Origin of the sequence: Prosthecobacter algae, from assembly GCF_039542385.1 — a bacterium.
Lineage (GTDB): Bacteria > Verrucomicrobiota > Verrucomicrobiia > Verrucomicrobiales > Verrucomicrobiaceae > Prosthecobacter > Prosthecobacter algae.
In genome coordinates, this window is sequence record NZ_BAABIA010000007.1 from 340,579 (window position 1) to 360,769 (window position 20,191).

The 20,191-nt window shown below is 60.4% G+C and carries 6 protein-coding genes and 1 rRNA gene; 2 read left to right on the plus strand and 5 right to left on the minus strand.

The genetic code is table 11. The features are described from left to right. On the minus strand, positions 1 to 2,094 hold the full coding sequence (locus ABEB25_RS17890) for a sensor histidine kinase (RefSeq protein ID WP_345737799.1): 2,094 nt from the start codon (positions 2,092 to 2,094) through the stop codon (positions 1 to 3). A gap of 174 nt (positions 2,095 to 2,268) precedes the next feature. On the opposite strand from ABEB25_RS17890, the gene ABEB25_RS17895 reads away from it, so the two are divergent. Continuing rightward, the gene (locus tag ABEB25_RS17895; RefSeq protein ID WP_345737800.1) at positions 2,269 to 5,349 is read left to right on the plus strand and encodes a PSD1 and planctomycete cytochrome C domain-containing protein; all 3,081 of its coding nucleotides are present in this window, start codon (positions 2,269 to 2,271) and stop codon (positions 5,347 to 5,349) included. Between the two features lie 93 nt (positions 5,350 to 5,442). Here the strand turns inward: ABEB25_RS17895 and lepB are convergent, their stop codons facing one another. The 3 genes from lepB to ABEB25_RS17910 form a co-directional block, all read right to left on the minus strand. Further along, positions 5,443 to 6,288, minus strand: coding sequence for a signal peptidase I (gene lepB, locus ABEB25_RS17900; RefSeq protein WP_345737801.1), 846 nt, complete (start codon positions 6,286 to 6,288; stop codon positions 5,443 to 5,445). A gap of 27 nt (positions 6,289 to 6,315) precedes the next feature. Further along, positions 6,316 to 9,591, minus strand: coding sequence for a PVC-type heme-binding CxxCH protein (locus tag ABEB25_RS17905; RefSeq protein WP_345737802.1), 3,276 nt, complete (start codon positions 9,589 to 9,591; stop codon positions 6,316 to 6,318). A gap of 640 nt (positions 9,592 to 10,231) precedes the next feature. Beyond that, entirely contained in the window at positions 10,232 to 19,741 is a 9,510-nt protein-coding gene (locus tag ABEB25_RS17910) for a choice-of-anchor D domain-containing protein (protein ID WP_345737803.1), read from the minus strand. A gap of 63 nt (positions 19,742 to 19,804) precedes the next feature. On the opposite strand from ABEB25_RS17910, the gene ABEB25_RS17915 reads away from it, so the two are divergent. After that, entirely contained in the window at positions 19,805 to 19,999 is a 195-nt protein-coding gene (locus tag ABEB25_RS17915) for a hypothetical protein (RefSeq protein ID WP_345737804.1), read from the plus strand. Positions 20,000 to 20,107: 108 nt separating this feature from the next. Here the strand turns inward: ABEB25_RS17915 and rrf are convergent. Continuing rightward, positions 20,108 to 20,191 (minus strand): 5S ribosomal RNA (gene rrf, locus ABEB25_RS17920); the annotation flags it as partial.

A 20,191-nucleotide genomic window follows, 5' to 3' on the forward strand; every position in this document is an offset into this window, starting at 1 on the left:
TCAGTCAGAAGTAAGAGGCAAGGTCACACGCACCTGCGTGCCGTGCGGCAAGATGTTCAGCCATTCCACCTGCGCGCCAATGCGCAGGCAGCGTTCGCGAATGCCCATGCAGCCAAAGTGCCCGGCCTGGCCCTGGGTGGAGGTTTGATCCAGCCCCAGACCATCATCAGATACCGTCAGGCAAAGCAGCCCCTCCTGCATTTTCAACCCCAGTGCGATGGAGGTGGCGTGCGCATGTTTCAGCACATTGGTCACGGCCTCCTGCGCAATCATGCGCAAATGATGCGCCACATGCACAGGCAGGGCTGGCAAGGGCGGCTCCACCTGCACAGTCACTTGCAGCAGATCGCTCAGCGTGCGATCCGCCAGCTCTTGCAAGGCGGCAGAAAGGTCCGTCACACTTTCGGGGTCGGCGCGCAGGTCCGCCACCAGATTGCGGGCCTCCGTTTGAATGCGGGAAACCAGATGGCGGGAGGTTTCCATCAGCCGCCTGGCTTTCTCTTCTAAAGGACGAGTCACCGCCGCATCCAGCCGCAGGGACAGCCCGGCGAGTTCCTGCTCCAGCGTATCATGAAACTCTCTCGCGATGCGTTGGCGCTCCTCCAACGCGGCCTCATGGGCGATGCGGCGACGCAGGGCCTCACCCTGCTTGGCCACCTGCCGCCGCAGCAGGGTGATCCACAGCAAACCTCCCGCGACCAGCGCCAGCAGCAGCCCAACCAGCCCTACGAGCCGCTGCACCGTCCACCAGGACGGCGCGCTCAGCACCACCAGATCTTCCACCCCACGCAGCATCAGCATCGCCCGTTCAGGCCGGGAACGGAACCCCTGATCGGTGGAGGACTCGATGCGGCAGATGCCCGTGAGTTGCAGCAGGGAGCCGGGCCGCAGATCCTGGATGTCCTCGGCCTCCGGCAGCAGAGCGCGCATGGGCAAAGCGCCTGAAAGCAGCCGCAGTTCCCAGCCTGCACCCGTGCGGTAGGCATCCACCAGTTCCACCTCCAGCCTAACTAAATTTGCGTCCAAGGTGCCGCTGGCGATCTCTTTCAGTGTCACCTGCACCGGCTCCATCCCATGCACCACAGGCGTCGCCTCCTTCACCAGCACCGCATCCACCAGGCTGGCGCTGAAGCCATCCATGTTAGGGAACCCCGCCACATCCACCAACTGCCCCGGCTTCAAAAGTTGCGGGCTCGCTAGTCGCACCGCCATGGCTGCAGGGCGCGCATTTTCACTCGGGAGAACCAGAGGCTTGATCGGTGGTGAGGAGGGCACCTGGACTTCCGCCTTCAGATCCCGGATAAAAACCTGCCCATCAGGAAAAGCGGCCAGCACCTTGCCCATCGTGCGTACACGGTGGCCAAATTCAGGGATGCGCCCCGGATCAAACTGCAGCAGCCGGGCCGCAGGCAGGGCCTCCAGATTCGCCACCGCAGGCGCGGGTTTCAGAATTTTGACCTCGCTCCAATCACTCACCCGCAGGTAGGGAAACACAAGTTGCCGACGGTCATTGATTCCCCCCGCCGCCAGCGCGGTGATCTGCAGCCTAGCATCCACCCAGGCCTCCATGCCATCGGGCAAAGGCGCATCAACCCGAACTTCGACCACTCGACTGCCTAACGCCAAGTGCAACACGGAATGATTTTCCTCAGGTACGGACAATCGGCGCCCGATCCCCTCCACCTGCACCATCTGGTAATGATAGCGGCCCGTGGCCAGATCCTCATACCCGGCGGGAGCGGGCACTGGAGGATTGCCCGAACCCAGCACCTCATACGATTGCGCAATGATGCCCGTGAGATAGAGCCCCGGCATGCTGGTGCCCTTCACATGCACACGATCCCCCGGCTTCATCGGCTGGGTGCGATCCGGTGCCCGGAAAAAAGTGCCGCCCGTTTCATCCTGGATGAAAACCGTGCCGCCTCCCGGTGCCTCGATAAAACCCACCACGGCCTGCAGATCCACCGGCACACTTTGCAACGCCCGATCCGGCGGCAGCGCCCTCACCTGCGCGGCCCGCATCAGCACATCCTGGGCCTGGCCACCGAGCGCCAGCCCCCAAACGATGCACAGGATCTGCCACCCGGATTTCATGTATTGCAATGGACCGCGCCCGCCCTCAAATGCAACCCACGCCGCACCACTCTTTCGTGGGGGGAGCCTCAGGGGCTTTGACACCGCCGAACAATCCTGCCCTGGGGTTTGCAACAAGCCGCCAATCGCACCCGCGCATGATAAGGCAGCCCATAGGATTTCGTTTCAGTGGAGATGCGTTCCCTTCTTGCCACCTTCTCAGCACTCGCGGCTCTGCCCGCCAGTGCCGCGGCCCCGCTGGATTTCAACCGGGATATCCGCCCCATCCTCAGCGACAACTGCTTTGCCTGCCATGGGTTCGATGCCAAAAAACGCAAGGCCGACCTGCGCCTGGACACCCCCGAAGGTGCCTATGCACTCATTGACGGCATCCAGCCCATCAAACCAGGCGATCCCGCCGCCAGCAGCATCATTGAGCGCATTCTCAGCACCGATGAGGATGAGGTGATGCCGCCGCCGGAGTCGCATAAAAAGATCACACCCCAGCAGGCCGAGATCCTCCAGCGCTGGATCAAGGAAGGCGCAAAATACAAGAACCACTGGGCCTTTGAAAAACCGATCAAAGCCACTGTGCCGAAAGTCGCTGGCGGTCAGGTGCGCAATCCGATTGATGCCTTCATTCAGGACCGCCTCCGCCAGGAAGCGCTCAGCCCCGCGCCTGAGGCCAGCAAGGAAACTCTCATCCGCCGCGTGACCCTGGACCTCACGGGACTGCCGCCCACGATTGCTGAGGTGGATGCCTACCTGGCCGACAGCAGCCCGGACGCCTATGAGAAAGTCGTCTCCCGTCTGCTGAAGTCCGAACGTTATGGCGAGCACATGGGCCGCTACTGGCTGGACGCCGCCCGTTATGCCGATACCCACGGCCTGCACCTGGACAATGAACGCAGCATGTGGCCCTACCGCGACTGGGTGATCCAGGCCTTCAATGACAATCTGCCATTTGATGACTTCACCCGTTGGCAGCTCGCCGGGGACCTGTTGCCCAATGCCACGGTGGATCAGCAGATCGCTTCCGGGTTCAACCGCTGCAACGTCACCACCAGCGAAGGGGGCTCCATCGCGGAGGAGTTTGTGTTTCGTTATGCGGTGGACCGCACCGACACCACCGTGGCCGTGTGGATGGGCCTCACCGCCGGCTGCGCGGTGTGCCATGATCACAAGTTCGATCCCATCAGCCAAAAGGAGTTCTACTCCCTTTACGCCTTCTTCAACAGCGCCGCAGATCCCGCCATGGATGGCAACATCCTCCTCACCCCACCCATCCTGAGGCTCTCCACGCCCGACCAGAAACAGGAACTGGCCAGCCTGGAGCAGCAGATCGCCGCCAAGCAGGGCGACATCAAGGCCGCCATCGCCAAGATTGATTACGTGGACCCCAGCACGCTGACGCCGCCCCCGCCCGTACAGAGCAGCGAAGTCGTGTGGTTTGAAGATGCCTTCCCCGCCGGGGTCAAGGTCCAGTCCAGTGAAGGAGCCGCCACTTTCGTGAGCAAAAAAGACGGCCCTGTTTTCAGTGGCGAGACCGCCCTCCGCCGCACAGCCACAGCCGTGGCGCAGGACTTCTTCAGCGGTGGTGCCACCTTTGATGTCCCAGCCAACGGCCGCATTTCGGCCCAATGTTTTCTGGATCCTGCCAACCCACCCACTTCCATCATGATCCAGTTCCATGTCGGTGGCTGGAATCACCGCGCCTTTTGGGGTGAGGAAGGGGCGATTCCCTTTGGCCAAGTGCGTACCCCTGAGCGCGTGAAAATGGGAGCCCTGCCGAAAACGGGCGAATGGGTGAAGCTGGACATTCCCATTGATAAGATCGGCCTCAAGCCCGGTATGAAAGTCACTGGCTACGCCTTCACCCAGTTCGGCGGCACCGTCTCCTGGGATCGTCTCAGCATGAGCTCCCGGGTGGATCCGGCCAAGGATCAGCAATGGTCCTGGAAAGTCTGGGTCACCAAGAACCAGGGCACCCGTGTTGCGGCCCTGCCGCAGGATTTGCAAACCCTCGTCCGGGGCAAAAAGGCCGCCGAATGGACCGAGGCCGAGGCCAAGCAGGTCAAGGACTGGTGGTTTGAAAACGAGTACCAAGGTGCCCGCGACATCGTCAATGGCGTGCGCGGCCAGAAGCTCGCGCTTGAGTCGAAACGCAAAGCGCTGGAGGACCTCATCCCCGCCACCTTCATCATGGCGGATCTCCCCCAGCCACGGGAGAGCTTCATCATGAACCGAGGCCAGTATGACCAGCCGGGTGAAAAGGTGGGCCGTGGCACCCCTGCCGTCTTCCCGCCCCTGCCAAATGCTGGCCAACCAACCCGGATGGATCTGGCCAACTGGCTCGTTTCTCCCGATCATCCCCTGACCGCCCGTGTCACGGTAAATCGTCTCTGGCAGCAGTTCTTTGGCACGGGGCTCGTCAAGACCACCAACGATTTTGGTTCCCAAGGCGAGCCGCCCAGCCATCCGGAACTGCTCGACTGGCTGTCCGTCACCTTCCGTGAAAACGGCTGGGACATGAAGGCCTTTGTCACGCAGATCGTCACCTCCCACACCTACCGCCAAAGTGCGGCCTTCACCCCAGAGAGCTTGGCCAAAGATCCTGAGAACCGGCTCTTGGCGCGCGGTCCTCGCTTCCGGGCTGATGCCGAGGTCGTGCGCGACAGCGCCCTGTTTGTCAGCGGCCTGCTGAGTCCGAAGATCGGCGGCAAAGGCGTGCGCCCCTACCAGCCGGAAAACATCTGGGAGCCTGTTGGCTTCGGCGGCAGCAACACCCGCAACTACGTCCAGGACAAGGGTGAATCCCTTTACCGTCGCAGCCTCTACACCTTCTGGAAGCGCACCGCCCCGCCCCCGGCCATGACCAACTTCGATGCACCCAACCGCGAGTCCTACTGCCTCCGCCGCGAGCGCAGCAACACCCCGCTGCAGGCGCTGAACCTCATGAACGACGTGCAGTACTTCGAGGCTGCGCGCAACTTCGCCCAACAACTGTTGCTTCAAAAAGGAGCCAGCACGGATACGCGCCTCACCACCGCCTTTCGCAGCAGCACTGGCCGCTACCCCACCGCCCAGGAGGCCGAGATCATCCATCGCGCCCTCGACCAACACCTCGCCGCCTACAAAGCTCGTCCTGAAGAAGCCCAACAGGCCATCACCTACGGTGAATCCAAACCCGACCCCAGCCTCAACGTCTCCGAACTCGCCGCCTGGACGATGGTGACCAACCTCCTGCTTAACCTGGACGAGATGGTGACAAAGTGAGTTAGGGAAAGAGTAAGCCAGACCTATATTTCGACACTTCATGTTAGGCAGGTCAGTCCTTTGGTCAAAAGCAACAGTCCATGAACCTCCTGCTCACAGCCGCCTCACTCTACTCAAGGGGTAATAGATAAGAGTCAGCTTCCCGTAAACATCAGAAGCCGGCACACACCCCCAAAAACGGCTGTCATAGCTTTGCGGTGAATTATCGCCCAGAACGAAGTACTCTTCAGGCCCCAGCACAAAACTATCACCTTCCCGTCGAGCTGAGGACGTCACTCCAGATAGCTCTGTGTAAGTGATCGGTGGAATTCCGTCTTTTTCTCCCAGGAGCCTGCCATCAGCAAAGATTTTCCCTCCAGCAATGCGAAGCCTTTCTCCAGGCAAGCCAACCAGTCTCTGAACGTATAGCACATCTTTCTTTTCTTCGGTCAGATGCAGACTTCCAATTTTCGAGTTTTTATAGACGATCAAATCACCTCTTTTTGGAGAATCAAATCGGTAACTTAATCGATCAACGATCACATGGTCTGCTGTCGAATCTATTGTGGATCCATGCAGCGTCGGCTCCATGGTCACAATAGGGGCCACCATCGATATGGCCACCCATGAGGCAGGTGTAGGCAAGAGAAAAGTCGCGGCAAGAAGACCTATAAACAAAAGCCACAACGTCATGGTCATTCGCCCTGGCCTGAAGCTGTCATACAAGACCCATATTTGCGCAATGATCGCAGCAGCTAAAAAGCCTAATGGCATCCAAAGAGGGATCCAGCGCAATACGAGGCTGAGTGCTCCGATGAAAGCCCAAAGATGCAGGCTCAGTAACCAACAAGCACCTCTCCCCGGCATGCCTGCGCGAATGAGACCAAAACCTGGAATAATTAGGCTCAGCAATGAACCTAGCCAGCGGCGCTTCTGAAAGTCAGGCGATGAAGAGTCCATTCGGATCAAAAGTCTGAAAATATTCTTTTAATGCACATCCTTCTTCGGAGCACTGCTGCCAGCTTTCTTCGACTTCAGGCCGCTGAGGTAGGCGACGACGTCGCGGACTTCGCGGGGGGTGAGGATGCCGAGCATGGGGGGCATCATGGAGACGGGTGGGGTCTGCATGGCGATCTGGGGCCGAGGGAGTTTTTTCTCGGTGCCGTCGGCGAGGCGGATGGTGATGCTGACCTTGTCCTCTTTAGCCAGGGCACCGGCGAGGTTGCTGCCATCCTTGAGGGTGACGGAGACGAGGCCGTAACCAGGGGCGATCTTGGCAATGGGGTTGACGAGGGACTCGAGCAGTTCGGCCTTGCTGCGCTGGCTGCCTATGGTTTTGAGGATGGGGCCGACCTGGCTGCCTTCTTTTTCTTCGACGGTGTGGCAGGCGAGGCAGTTGGCCCCGAGGTGGTTGGTGACGAGGTCTTTGCCATTGGCGCTGCTGCCGCCTTCGACGAGGTCGTCACGCGGGGCGCTGGTGCGGGCCTGCTGATAGGTGGTGACGCGCTCGGCGAGCTCTGGATGGGCTTGGGCGGCCTCGAGGACATCGAGCTTCAGCCCGGCCTCGACCTTGCCTGCGGCGAGGCGTTGCATCCAGCCATCGAGGAGATCGGAGGCGGGCTTGGTCTGGGTGCTGGCGAGCAGTTTCATGACGGCCTGCTTTTCAACCACGACTCCCTGCTCCAAAACGCGAGAGGCCTCGGCCAGGGCGCGGTCCTTTTGATGCTCAAAGGTCTGGACGAGGGACTCCATGCGAAGCTCGGCCGGAGCGGCTTTGTCGGCGGCTTGTTTGAGGGTCTCCGCAAAGGCCGGGGCGGCGGAATGCTGGGCCGCCATGAGTTTCAGGGCACCAACACGGAGTTCCGGCTTGGCCGTGGTATCGCCAATGATCTGCTGCAAGGCGGGGGCGGCGACGCCGAGCTGGAGCTTCACCATCAATTCGATCCCGGCGGCTTTCAGCGCCGGATTGGCGAGGGTGAGCATGGCCTGAACGTTGGGCTGGAGGACATCCGCCACGGCCTCGGCATCGCGAGCAGGATAGAGACGATGGACGCCATCCACACGATCCAGGCGAGGAGGCTCAGTGAAGTGCAGGAGGGACTGAAAGGCCTCCAGCGAAAGAGGCTTATCGGCCAAAGCATACTTGGTTAGACGAGCAGCGTTTTCGGCCTTGCCGAGACGAAGGTTGGCATTGATGGCGCGGCGCAGGGTGGGCTCGGCCAGCTCGTGGGTTTCATCCAGCATGGCGGCGAGCTGAGGCAGTGCCTCTGGCACACCGACGTCGTCATGAATAGCACGGGCGGCTTCATTGACGATGGCCACGTCTGCATCTTCCAGGAAACCTGCGACTAGGGGCGAGTGCTGACGGCTGAGGGCCAAGGTGGCGGCGACGCGAAGGTTCTTGGAATCTGCGGAGGACCAGGAGGCGAGGGTTTGCGACTTCACACAGCCAGCGAGGCCGGTGACCACCGCGTGACGCAGCCAGGCATCGGCCCCGTCTTTTTCCGCCATGTGGCGCAGTGTTTGGGCGGCGCTTTCATCCTCCACTTCCAGCTTGCCCAGAGCGATGGCGGCATGGAAACGCACGCGAGGAGATTCCGAGGCGAGGAGGTCAATTAGCAGCTCCTCGCTGGGCTCGCCCGGCTTGCCATCGCTGAGAACCTTGGCGGTCTGGGCCTGGACTTCGGGATCGGTTTCCGTGACCAGCATGGCATGCAGCGGAGAATCATCCACCTGACCCCGGCGGAAGCCAATGCCGTATCCCCAGATGGCATGGATGCGGGCCAGTAGTGGGGCCTTGGTATCACCCGCCACCTTGGCCAGTGTCTTCCACTCAGCACGTTTGGCCAGCTCCAGTTGAACTGCCACACGCACGCGCTGGTCGCCATGACCTAACAAAATTTGCAAATCATTCAGACTCTTTTCGGCAAAACCCGCTATGAGAAGCTCGCGAGTTTCCTTGCGGGCGGGGTTATCACTCCCCTTCTCCTCATCCACGGTCCAGACGGCCCCCTTTTCATCCAGAGGATAACCGCCCACCCAGTCGGCCATGTAGAAACGACCATCGGGACCCCAGCTCATGCCAATGCCCATGATGCCGCTGTTGATCAGGCGGGCACGGCTCATTTCAAAGGTCGCACCCACGGGCTTCACCGTGAAGGCTTCCATCTTGCCGGAGGGGAACTGATTGACGATGAAGTGACCACGCAGGCGCTGGCCGAGGGCGGTGCCGGGCTCATGCAGGAAACCCGCGGGACCATTCGAATAATTGGCCAAAGGCGGGGTGATGTAGAGAGGCTGCTCAGCTCCGGCCTTCCACATGTTTTCACGCATCCAGCGGCTTTCCGCCTTCATGTATTGATGGTTGCAGCGCCAGCCGGTATCGCTGCGTTCGGTGATGTAAACAAAGCGCTCACTTTCCCCCGGCATGTCGGCATCATTGTCCGCTCCGAACATGTTGCCAAAGTCATCAAAGGCGACTTCCTGCACGTTGCGCAGGCCGTGGGCGAAGACTTCAAAGCCAGTGCCATCGGGCTCCACCCGCATCACGGCACCTTCATGGGGATAGTACCATTTTTTACCCGCCTTGTCGGTGACGTTCACACCCTTGTCGCCAATGCTCCAGTAGATGCGACCGTCCGGGCCGAGGCGCGGCCCGTGCATGTCGTGGCCCGCGTAGGCGATGTGCATGCCAAAACCATGAGCGATGACTTCGCGCACATCGGCCACACCATCGTCATCCGTGTCCTTCAGCCGCCACAGGTCTGGGGCAATGGTGGCATACACCCAGCCATCGTGATAGAGCACGCCTGCAGCGATGCCCGTGACCTCGGTGTTAAACCCTTCGGCAAATACGGTCATCTTATCTGCGGTGCCATCGCCATCGGTATCGCGAAGCTGATAGATGCGCTCGCTGTGGACGGTGAGGTCTTTCCAGTCAATGGAGCCATCCTTATTGTGATCCTTCAGGCTGCCGCGTGGAAGGCGCATTTTACCAGGGGCGAGCTCGCGATGATAAAACTCGCGCTTCTCCTCCACGCTGGTGAAGCTCACGTCATCCGGGATCCACTGCGTGTGCTCGCGAATGTCCAGATCCCCCACCTTGCGACGTGTGGTGGAGGACACATACACTCGACCTTTTTCATCCACCGTGCAGGCGACGGGATCCGGCACATTGAGGTCTCCCGACCAACGGTGCAAGGTGACCTCTGCCGCCGAGGCAGAGAGGGTGGTGGCAGCGGCGAACAGGATCGGGAAGCGCATGGGCTGGAAAGAATGAGGGGGAATGGAGAGAGATGAAAAATTCCCCATGTGGGGATGAATCGTCACAATGAATTAAGGATCAACGTTTTGCGATGGGGATCGGATTCCCCATCGGTCCCCACGCGCTCCCCATGACGAGAGAGGAGCAGGGAGAGTGGCACATCGGCGGCTAGGGGAGGGAGAGGACTGGCGAGCAGACAAAACGATGATGGTGAAGCCTCCGGGAGGCAACTCGGTGGGGCTGGGTCAGGTGCTTAATATCCAATATTCGGGCGGTTAGTGCAAGCCTCGGGGAGGCCACTTTGGGGACATGGGGCGCGGATGCGGAGGGGGATAGATCTGGACAGCTTTTTCAAGTCTTGATGAAATGCGGAATCGGCTCTGTGGCGGGGGTGTGACGAGCTAAAGCTCTGGAGTACTTTTTTGGGGCTGCGACCGCCCCTCACCCCTGGCCCTTTCGCTTCGCGGCTTCGCAACCCCGCGAGCGGGGCGAGGGGGGACGTTTTTTGGACTTCGCTTGCTGAGACCAAAACACCTTTTTCAAGGCGTGATGAAATGCGGTGCCGACTCTGAGGCGGGGGGCTGCCGAGCTAAAGCTCTGGAGTACTTTTTGGAGATGAATGCCACGCTCTCCTCCAGTTCAAGGTATGTTCGCTGACTGAAAGGTGTGCGTGGTAGGGGAAAAGAGCAGGAGCTTTTGGCCATCGGCGGTGATGCACAGCGTCGAGGTGGTGATGGGCAAAGGAGCCAGAGGCACAGGGGGGAGGGCCAGGGTGGAGATGGTGGAATCGGAAACGATGCGGGTGCCGTTGGGCGAGACGGCCTGTACCTTCTGTCCCAGAGAGCCTAGGGGATTGAGGTTGGTAGGCAGGTACGTTTGGCCGGCATAGATCAACGGAGTTCCATTGGCTGGAAGAAGCAGCGGCCCTTCGAGGGCACCGGGGAAGTAGTTGGCAGTGACAAAACTGACGCCGACCGAAGTGACCCCGTAACGTACTAGGCCCTGAGTGGTGGGGCTCTGGGTGACGGCAGCATAAATGCCGCTGCCGTCGGCGGTGGCCACCGTGAGGCTGCGCCTGCCCAGGACTTGAGCAGGAGAGCCGATGGCGAGTCCATCTGCCGTCTGGCGAAGCTGAAGGGCATTGGCGGCACTAAGGGTCACCATGCGACCAGGGCTGGTGGCATGAAGCGCCACCTGGGGCGGAGAGATGGCGTAAGCCGACTGCAATGCGCGGGCTCCCTGGCGCTGCACGGTCTGCACACGGCGACCGTCATCCACCAGCACCAGCAGGCGGTCATCCGCAGCGTGAGCGATGAAATCCAAGGCGGAATGGCCGACAAACACGCCCTGCTGAACAGTGGCAGTTTCAGGATCCAGCCAAAGCAGCCAGGAAGAATAAGGGGCCGTCGGCTCCCGATGCAAAGCATAGGCAATGGGGAGAGCTGGATCGGCCAGCATCTTCACCACATTCCAGGCACCTGGCACTTCAAAACGGACGGGGATTTGAATCACATCCGGCCCCGAAGTGAGCGTGAGGGAGGCGGTGGAAGTACCTGCTGGTCGGGTGGCGGGATCCAGCGAGACCATGATGGTGGCACTGCCAGTGCCCGCAGTCTGATCGGGACTAGCCCAGGCTGCATCACTGCTGAGTGACCAAGAGATGCCGGGGGCACAAACGATGGACAAGGGCACGGTCTGTACCGCCGCCTCCCCAGGCATAGCATAACCAGAGATGCGTTCAGGAGCCGCCCCGGCCTGCGCCATTTTAAAACTCCAGACAGGCCCCTTGGTGACGGTGCCGTCTGCGGCCCGCAGATCCATGCGCCAGTAATAACGCTGCCCCTGCTGAAGCTGACCGGGCGCAAGGGAATGGGAGGTGACACTGGTGGAAGCCTGATAAATGCCGGGGGTGGTAATGACTGCGGAAGCAACGGCGGATTCGTCGGTGGAAAGGTAGATGTCGTAGGTGGCCACCGAAGGATCTCCGGTCCAGGCAAGTGCGGAAAGCGTGACGTTTTGGGCCACCTCAGATTCCACGGCAGGGAGGACGGAAATGGGTGGCAGGTAGGATGTATCCACTGCGCCCAGTGCGGCCGTCTCTGGGTGCTGATAGATGAGCCGGGACTGATCCGGAGCAAAAGCGGTGATGCGAGTGCTGACGGGGAGGTTTTGCACCACAGCCCCGTCTTCGGCACGGAGGATCTGGGAAGCGGTAACCCAGACATCGAGATAAGCCGAAGCATTGTAAATGCTGTCCGTGGTGAGCCTGCCCTGAGGCCCGCCAGCCAAAGCGGTGGTAGTGAAGAAATGCCCCTGGGTGATCACGGAATCAAGATTGGCCCCCAGCAGCACCGGGTGGAGTGAACTGTCCTGGGCCAGGGTGGCGCTGGAGGCGGCTGTTTGCGCCAGCGAGTCGCTGCTGCAATCCACCCGCGCGAGCAGGGCGCTGCCAGTCATGCCCCAGCCGGTCTGAGAGCGGACGTAGAGGGTGCGTTCATCCGGGGCCAAGACGAGACCGCCAATGCCAAGCAGACCCGGAAGGCGGAAGGTGGAGACCACGACACCCCGCGTGAAATCATAGACGTGGAGGGCTGGATTGGTACTGGCATCTGTGTAGTAAACGGTGCCTTCACGGCCTGCCTGAACCTGGAAATAGGAGCCGACATTGACCACGGCGGGCAGTTCCTTGGTGGCGACGAGGGTGAAGTCCTCCAGATTCACCCGGGTGAGTGAACGCCCTGCCACACTGACCGCGTAGAGCGTACGCTCATCGGTAGTGAGATCCATGCCGGTGACATCCGTGGGGAGCGCCAGCACCTTTTGGAGGGCAAGGGAGGAAGGATCAATGGCCGCCAGGATGGAAGGGCCCCCAGAGACACCCCGGACGAGGCCCAAAAGGCGGTCATGGCGGCGGTCTGTCTGTAGGAGGGAGAACTGAGGTTTCAGGACCTTTCTTGTGACCTGGATGATGTGAGAGACATTCTCCGTCGCGACGGTGACCCGCCCGGAGTGGGTGCCCTCTGCGAGCGTGCTAGCGTAGTTCAGAGAAACCTCTGCATCCCCTTCCCCGGCCAAGCGCGAGGGCTGGATCCAGGAGACATCCGAAGAGACCGTCCAAGAGGGGCTTTCATCCGCACGGACAGACAGGCCAAAGGAGGAGTAAGGCATGGCGACGCCTTTCAAAGTAACCGTATCAATGGCCGTGGCCGATACGCTGAGCTCGCTAGGTATAACATGAAGCGTGACAGGAATGCTCAAGGTGCCGTTGCTGACGGCATTGCTGGTGAGGGTGACCGTGGCCGTGCGCGTCACCGGAGCGGGTCCCGTCGCGGAGAGGCCAAGCCCGAGGTAAGAAACACCCGCCGCCGGGGTGCTGCCAGAAAGCTGGCCGAGAGAGAGCCAGGAGGCGGCAGAGGGGGGCGAGAGGCTGACTGTCCAGGTGAGCGGCATGCCGCCCTCGTTTGTTAGCGCGATAGCGGTGCTGAACGACTGCCCCTCCTCCACACTCACTGATACGGAGGCCGGAGTGACGGAGAGAGCAGGCGGTGCGCCAGCGTGGCCAGTGACAGGGAGAACGAGTTCCGGCGTGATGGGGCTGTTCGTCTGGAAGGTGAGGTTCCCGGTGAGCTGATCCGCCGCCGATGGGGCATAAAGGACATTGACCACCCGGGAGCTGCCCGCACTCAGCACCATGGGAAAGGAGGTGCCGGGGAGGGTGACATGGGCCGCCGGCGAGATGACGCCCGAGATCACGAGCTGCGCATTGCCTGCATTCCGCAGGGTGAGCTGGCGCTGAACGCTGCCGGGCAGGTACAACGTGCCGAAACTGACCGCCGCAGGAGTGATCTGCAAAAGGGGTTCAGCAGAAAGGATGCGCGTGTAGAGAAGACCGACCTGGGGCCTGAGTGGGTCGTTTGAAGTGATGGTGATACTTTGGGTGGAACTGCCGGGTGGGGTGGTCACCGTACTGACGGTAGTGAGCGTGACCTCACGGCTGCCCCCCGGGGCAATGGTGCCGGAAGTGACATTGAGCACACCTGTGGTTAGGCCGCCGGACATGGACCAAGTCAATGGCAGGAGGCCCTGATTTTCCAGCGTGATGACCCGGCTGGCGGGCACACCTGGGCGGGTGGAAAGGGTGACGCTGGCAGGGGTGACCCTGAGCAGTGGGGCCGGAATGGCGGTGGCCGAAAGGGGGACCAGGACGGGGGCGCCTTCTTCGGAATTGGATTCGACAGTCAGCGATCCTGAATAGCTGCCAGCCGAAGCGGGCATGAACTGCACCTGGGCGACGTGTACCTGGCCGGGGGAAATCCGCAGGGGATACGCCGCGGGCGCGAGAACAAACCCATCCCCCTGACTAACGATGCGGGTGATCTCCAGTTCCAGATTGCCCACATTGCGCAAGGTGACGGGCTGGGTGATGATGGCGTTTACCGGAATATTGGGCAGGCTGACAGCGGCGGGCTCGGCAACTAAAACGGGAGCCGAAGGGACGGTGAGCGTGACGGGGATCTCGACCGACGGAGTTTCGGGATCGTTGCCCAGCACCCTGAGAGCCCCCTGATAATTACCGGGGGAGAGGTCTTTGGCATCCAGTTGCACAGTGAGGGGAGACTCTCCATCAGGCACCGTCTGGCCCTCTCCAGTGATGACCTTCAGCCAAGGGGTAGCGGCATCATGGGCGATGTCCAGGATGAACAGCTCCATGATCTGCCGGGCCAGAGCATCGCTGACCTGTACGCCCTGGCCGGTGGAGAAGACAAGGGCATAAAGCCGGGTGCTGGCAGGAAGGCCGGAGATGTCATGATCATCCAGGTCCGTGTTCGAAGAAAAGGTATGGGAAAGGCCGGGGCTGTCTGGCACGATGACCAGATGATTGAGCGTGGGGACGGAAGCGCCGACCACGCGTTTGAAAAAGCCGACGTAGCCATGCTGGCGGATGACGGTACCTGAGGCTGCCCCGGAACTGTTGGCCCCTAGATTGCCACGAAAGCGGAAGGTGGAAACCTCTCTCAGGTCCGCAGCAAACAGGAAGAGGCCGGGCGGCTTGCGAGTGAAGTAACGGCTGGAACCACCAAGATTTTGGTCGGTGGTGATGACGTTGTTGCTGTAGGCCACGGGCTGGCCGCCATTGAGATTTGTGGAGAGGAGGTTTCCTGTGTCGTAGAGATTGGAACCACCGTCTGAGATGCTGTAGCCAGAGCTGCCTTCCAGGAAATCAAATCGGCTGGGGATCAAATCCGTGAGGCGTGAATAACGGGCATTGAGACGCTGCAGCACGACGCCAAGTGTGCCGGCACTGGCTGGTGAATCGATCTTGGTAGCGAGTTCTGCGCGCCAGTCTAAAGCTGCATCTCCCGCATTGCCGACCTGAAGCTGGATGCTTTCAGATTTGTTTGGAAACACAGACTCTGTCACTGAGGCAGGTAGCACCTGCATTTTGGGAGGCTCGATGACATGGGCATTGACGGCCAGCTTGAGAGTGCTGGTGACATGGCTGCTCGTCCGCACGACCAGGGAGCCTTTGAAGTTTTGCGCCTTGGCCGACTGGAAAGAACTCTGCAACGGCACGGAGTCTCCGGGGGCGAGGATCACCTTGCCAGCCCAACCGGGAGAGAGCTCGACATGGCTGGAAGTTACGGTGTGGACCTCCATGGGCAGATTGCCCACATTGCGAAGCTGGAAGGTGGTGGAGGCCAGCTCGCCCTTCCAAAGGTCCCCCAAGTTTTGCACGGGCGGCGCGGCCTGAAGGACGGCCTGGCTGGAGACTTTCAACGTGACAGGCACGATGATTTCCGGGCGCTTGGGATCATTCGTGTGAATGCGGATGACCGACTGATAAGTCCCGGCCGACATTTGCTCGGTGCCAAAGGTCACCTGAATGTCCTGGAACTGGCCGCTGGCGAGACTGCTGGCAGGGACGGCTTGCTGAAGTAGCCAGGGGGCCGCGAGAGCTGAAGGCAGCAAGCTGCAGGAGAGATCTTCCCCACCTGTATTGGTCACGCGAATCATGCGCGTCTGTGGCAGGCCGGGCGAAGTGCTCACAGTGAGGGAGACTGGGGTGACCTTCGCAACGGGAAGGCGTGCCGCCGTGCCCATGACGGGCACAAAAAAGAAAACGTCCGGCACATTGGCCGCGAAGACGAGGGAGGAATGCATCTCTCCCGCTTTGCCAGGGGCAAAGATGACGGGGAGAATGGCGAAGGAGCCTGGCTCAATGGTCAGCGGAAACTTGGCCTGAGGGCGAAAGGCGGTATTGAGTCCCCTGCCCGCCTGGAGGGTGAGTCTGTTCAGACCTTCATTCCTGATGACGAGCATGCGTGTCTGTGGCTGGCCGACATAAGTCTTTGGAAAGGCCAGCCCTTCAAACATGGGCACGGGAGCGGCCGATACATTGAGCACGAGCCCCGCATCCAACGTGGGAGTATCTGGATCGTCCGTGACGCAGCGCAGCAGGGTGGCGTAAACGCCCGGGAAAAGAGTGCCTGCACGGAAACGAACGGTGATCTTGGCGGACTTGCCACGGGGGATGGTGAGCAATCCGGGGGTGTCTTCAATCTCGGCCCAAGTTGGCAAAGGATTGGCAGTGAAGGTGAGCCGTGGCCGGACGGTGAGCGTGCCTTTGCCTGTATTTTTCACGGTGAAGATGCGCGTGGTCGTCTGGCCCTGGAAGAGCCGCAGGTCTGACCGGGCCGGGGTCATGCCGGCGTTTGGGGCATCCACATGTGTGCCGGTGACAGGCACCTCCACCAACGGCTGGCGGGGATCATTAGTGGCGAGGCGCAGCAGTGCCGAATGCGGCCCGAGGGGGGCAGAGGGCAGGAAGGCCACTGTGACTGAACGCGATTCCCCCGCAGGGACGGTGAGCACCTGGGGCAAGACAACCGCAAAAGAAGCTGCGCCGGGGCCAGAAATAACAGCAGGCTGAAGCACCAGATCTGCGGTTCCGGCATTGGTGACGACGAAGTCCTGGCTGGCCGGAGTGCGCTCGATCACGTCCCCAAAGGCTACCGTTTCAGCTGCAAGCAGCACTTTGGGCACCTCGACCACGTTCATGGTCACCGGCAAGGTCAGTGAGGGCTCATCAGGAATGTTTGAGGACACCGCAAGAACGGCGGCATGCGCGCCAGTGGATGCGGTGCGTGCATCCAATTCCAGTGTGAGGAGCTGATCTTCGCCGGGAGCAAGGATGCCGGACAATGGGGAAACCGCCAGCCATTCTGGCCCGGCCAGCAGGCCATCGACGATTTGATTGGCAAAGCGCCGCCCATCGCCCGTGTTGAAGTTGCTGGCATTGGTGATCTCATTGCCCACGACGACCACAATGCCGTTGCCGAACTTGGAGACGGCGGCATGAATGGACCCATCCGGCTCCCGGACCAGCGGCAAAGCCCCGCCGGAGAGCGTCAAAGTCCAGCCAACGGAGAGCTCGCGCAAGGAGGTAACTCCCGCCGTGATGGGATGTGGGAGAATGTCCGTCAAGGTGAGGTCGCGGAAGATTTGTGATGCGGGGGTGATGCCGGTCGCAGTCAGAAGTGCTAGAGCATTGGGGACCGAGCCGAAGTTGTCTGCCTCGCAAAGCAAACCGGCGCCGTTTTGGACGGCTGACTGAAGGTTTTGCAGGTCGGATGAAGAAAGGTTGGCAATGACGTCATCCAGGAGAATCACGTCCATGCCCTGCAACGAAGAAACTGTCAGCGGAGGAACCAAGGTGACCACGGCGGCCCCTCGGTCAGTGAGATCTCCTAGCAGCGTTCCCCTGTCCAGCGGAGTGGACACGACGCCGACGGTCACGCCCTGAAGGTTGGTGACGGAGGCTTTCAGTGGCGGGATTTCCGTCGTGTGGGAGGTCTGCGCGGCCAGTGCATCCGGGATGACTGTCACTGATTCCAGGACGCCGGGCAATCCAGGGATGGACGGAGCGATATCCACCTCCCGAGCACGAATGCTCCACTCCAAGGGCGCACTGCCGTGATTGGTCATGGTGACCTGTTTTGGGTCAACATTCCCACGAAGAACATTTGCGGTCACGGATTCTGGCGAAAGTCTGAGCTGGGGCCGGCCCAGGGAAAAATCGAGCCCCACTCTTCCGGGCGGAGCGGTCACAGGCTCCGTCGCACTGGGCAAAAATCCCTGTGCACGTGAACTGACATGGTAGGCACCATCGGTGACAATCGCACTGTAACGGCCATCGGCCCCGGTGGTGACGGATACGACTCCTGGTCCTTCGAAAACGACCGTAGCCCCCGCCAATGGCGCGCCATCCTCCAGATCCGTCACCTGGCCACTCACCACGCTGGACGTGTAAAGATGCAGGTTAAACCGCTGAACCTGAAGCTGCTGAGGCATTCCGTAGCGCAAGGAAACCACCATTTCCTCCGTGTAGGGAGTGGGCGTTGCCACCTGGGCAATGACACGAAAACTGCCTGCATCCGGGCTGGCCTCGCCTGGCTGCAAGGTGCCGATTTCCACCAAGCCCTGGGTGATCTGATAACGCGAGGCCGAGCCAGCACCGCTCGCCATGGTGGCGACCACATCGGCTGCAGCTTGGGTGCCCCGATTGACCACAGAAAACTCGATGGCCAGTGACTCGCCCGGATTCTGAATGCCGTCTCCGTTGCCACCAGGAAGTTCGGTGACGCGGGTCACTGTCAGCAGCGGGTAGGGCCCTGCTACAGACTCCACCAGGCTGCGGGCGTTGAGACGAGCGCCCGAAACGGTGAGCCCCGTCAAAGCAGGCAGGCGGTCTGCAGTGGACATGAGTTTGGCTTTCAGATCCTGGGCGCCGATCAAAGGGGCGATGCCCTTGGCCAGAGCCAATGCACCGGTAACATGGGGTGTGGCCATGGAGGTTCCGCTCAATGTGCCATAAGAAGGGCCCGGCACCGTGCTGTAAATCGCCGAACCTGGAGCCGCGAGATCCACCGAAGTGAGCCCGTAGTTGGAAAAACTGGAGCGTGTGTCGCTGGCCGTGGTTGAGGCCACGGAAATGATGTTTTCCGAAGGATAATTGGAGGGATAATGGGGCGCCGAATCGTTGTCTGTCCCATCATTCCCCGCAGCGGCGACAAAGAGGATCTGGTCCGCGCCAGCGTCTTCAATGGCTTCACGGAGAAGCGTGCTGGAACCGCCGCCGCCCCAGGAATTGGAGGTGAGATCCACCCCCAAGGAGGTGGAGTAGTTCACACATTCGATGGCATCGGAAGTGGTGCCACCGCTAGGGCCGAGAAAGCGAATTCCAACCAGGGAAACCTGCCAACAAACGCCGGCAATACCGGATCTGTTATTGCCCACCGCACCGATCGTTCCCGCGCAATGGGTGCCGTGATTACCTTCGTCGATGGGATTGTTGTCGTTGGCAAAAAAATCCCAGCCGTACACATCATCCACAAAGCCGTTGCCATCATCATCCACACCATTGCTGGCCACTTCGCGCGGATTTTTCCAAACATTGGCTGCCAAGTCAGGATGGTTCCGGTCCATCCCGGTATCAATCACTGCGACCAGTACTTCACGGCTGCCGGTGGTGATCTCCCAGGCCTCAGGCGCATCAATATCCGCATCGGCCAGCCCACCCGTCTGGCCCGTGTTGTTCAGGCCCCAGAGATTGGTAAAACTGCTGTCATCCGGCACCACGGTCGGAAAAACCAGATAGTCGCGCTCGGCGGCCATGATCCGTGGCTGGTCCAGTTTCGGAAAATCCGCTTCAAATGCTTTCAAAATTGCCTGGTCGGCATCCAATCCCACATGGGGCGTGGCGATGAGCCGAACATCAGTGGTCTGCAAAGAATGGCGAACATAAAAGCCATGCTGCTGAGCCCATTCATTGATCCTGGTATCAGAGATTCCTTGAGGAAAACGGACCAGCAGGTGGTCCGCCACGGAAAACACACGCTGAGCAGGAGCAGTCGAAGAGCCGTCGAATGAGATTTCCTCACGAATCAGCGGATACTTGAAGTCGGTGCGCCACAGGCGTTCTTCGCGGGCTGGCTGCCGATTATTGGCAGGAAACTGGCGGCGCTCCAGCATCGAAGCCCCTTCCAGCAGACGAGATTCATACGGATTTAACGTTCTTGGTGCGACGCGCGGCGTCGAAAGAGGCTGCGGAGCGATCGGTAGATCCTGGGCCTTGGCGACTGATGGCACGCTGTAAACTTCCGTGACAGCAGAAGAAACGGGTGCCCTCTCAGATTGAGAAGTGATGAGGGCATGAATCGTCCTCGGCTGGTTCAGCGTCAGCGCCACTGTGATGACAATGCCAATACACAGGGCTATCAGGCAAAAAAAAAGCCTGACCTTGGTTTTCGGCGGCATCATCTTGAGATCACATCAAAAAAGCTTTCGGCTAACAAGTCAAAAAGTGAAGTGTCAGCACTGAAATACGACAGGGATTTGACCTCCTAATCTCGGTAAAGTTCATTCGAACTTAGTCGAAGAGACGATTTTTTGCAGGAGGCGATCTTCGTGGGCAAAAAAAACCCCCCTCTTTCATTGCTGAAGGAGGGGGGTATAAACTGGCGGCGACCTACTTTCGCAGGGCCTATCGCCCAACTATCATCGGCGCAACAGCGTTTCACTTCCGTGTTCGGAATGGGA

Excerpts from the sequence above, each read along its gene's own strand:
- ABEB25_RS17890 (WP_345737799.1), bottom strand. The coding sequence starts at position 2,094 with ATGAAATCCGGGTGGCAGATCCTGTGCATCGTTTGGGGGCTGGCGCTC.
- ABEB25_RS17895 (WP_345737800.1), top strand. The coding sequence starts at position 2,269 with ATGCGTTCCCTTCTTGCCACCTTCTCAGCACTCGCGGCTCTGCCCGCC.
- lepB (WP_345737801.1), bottom strand. The coding sequence starts at position 6,288 with ATGGACTCTTCATCGCCTGACTTTCAGAAGCGCCGCTGGCTAGGTTCA.
- ABEB25_RS17905 (WP_345737802.1), bottom strand. The coding sequence starts at position 9,591 with ATGCGCTTCCCGATCCTGTTCGCCGCTGCCACCACCCTCTCTGCCTCG.
- ABEB25_RS17915 (WP_345737804.1), top strand. The coding sequence starts at position 19,805 with ATGAATCGTCCTCGGCTGGTTCAGCGTCAGCGCCACTGTGATGACAAT.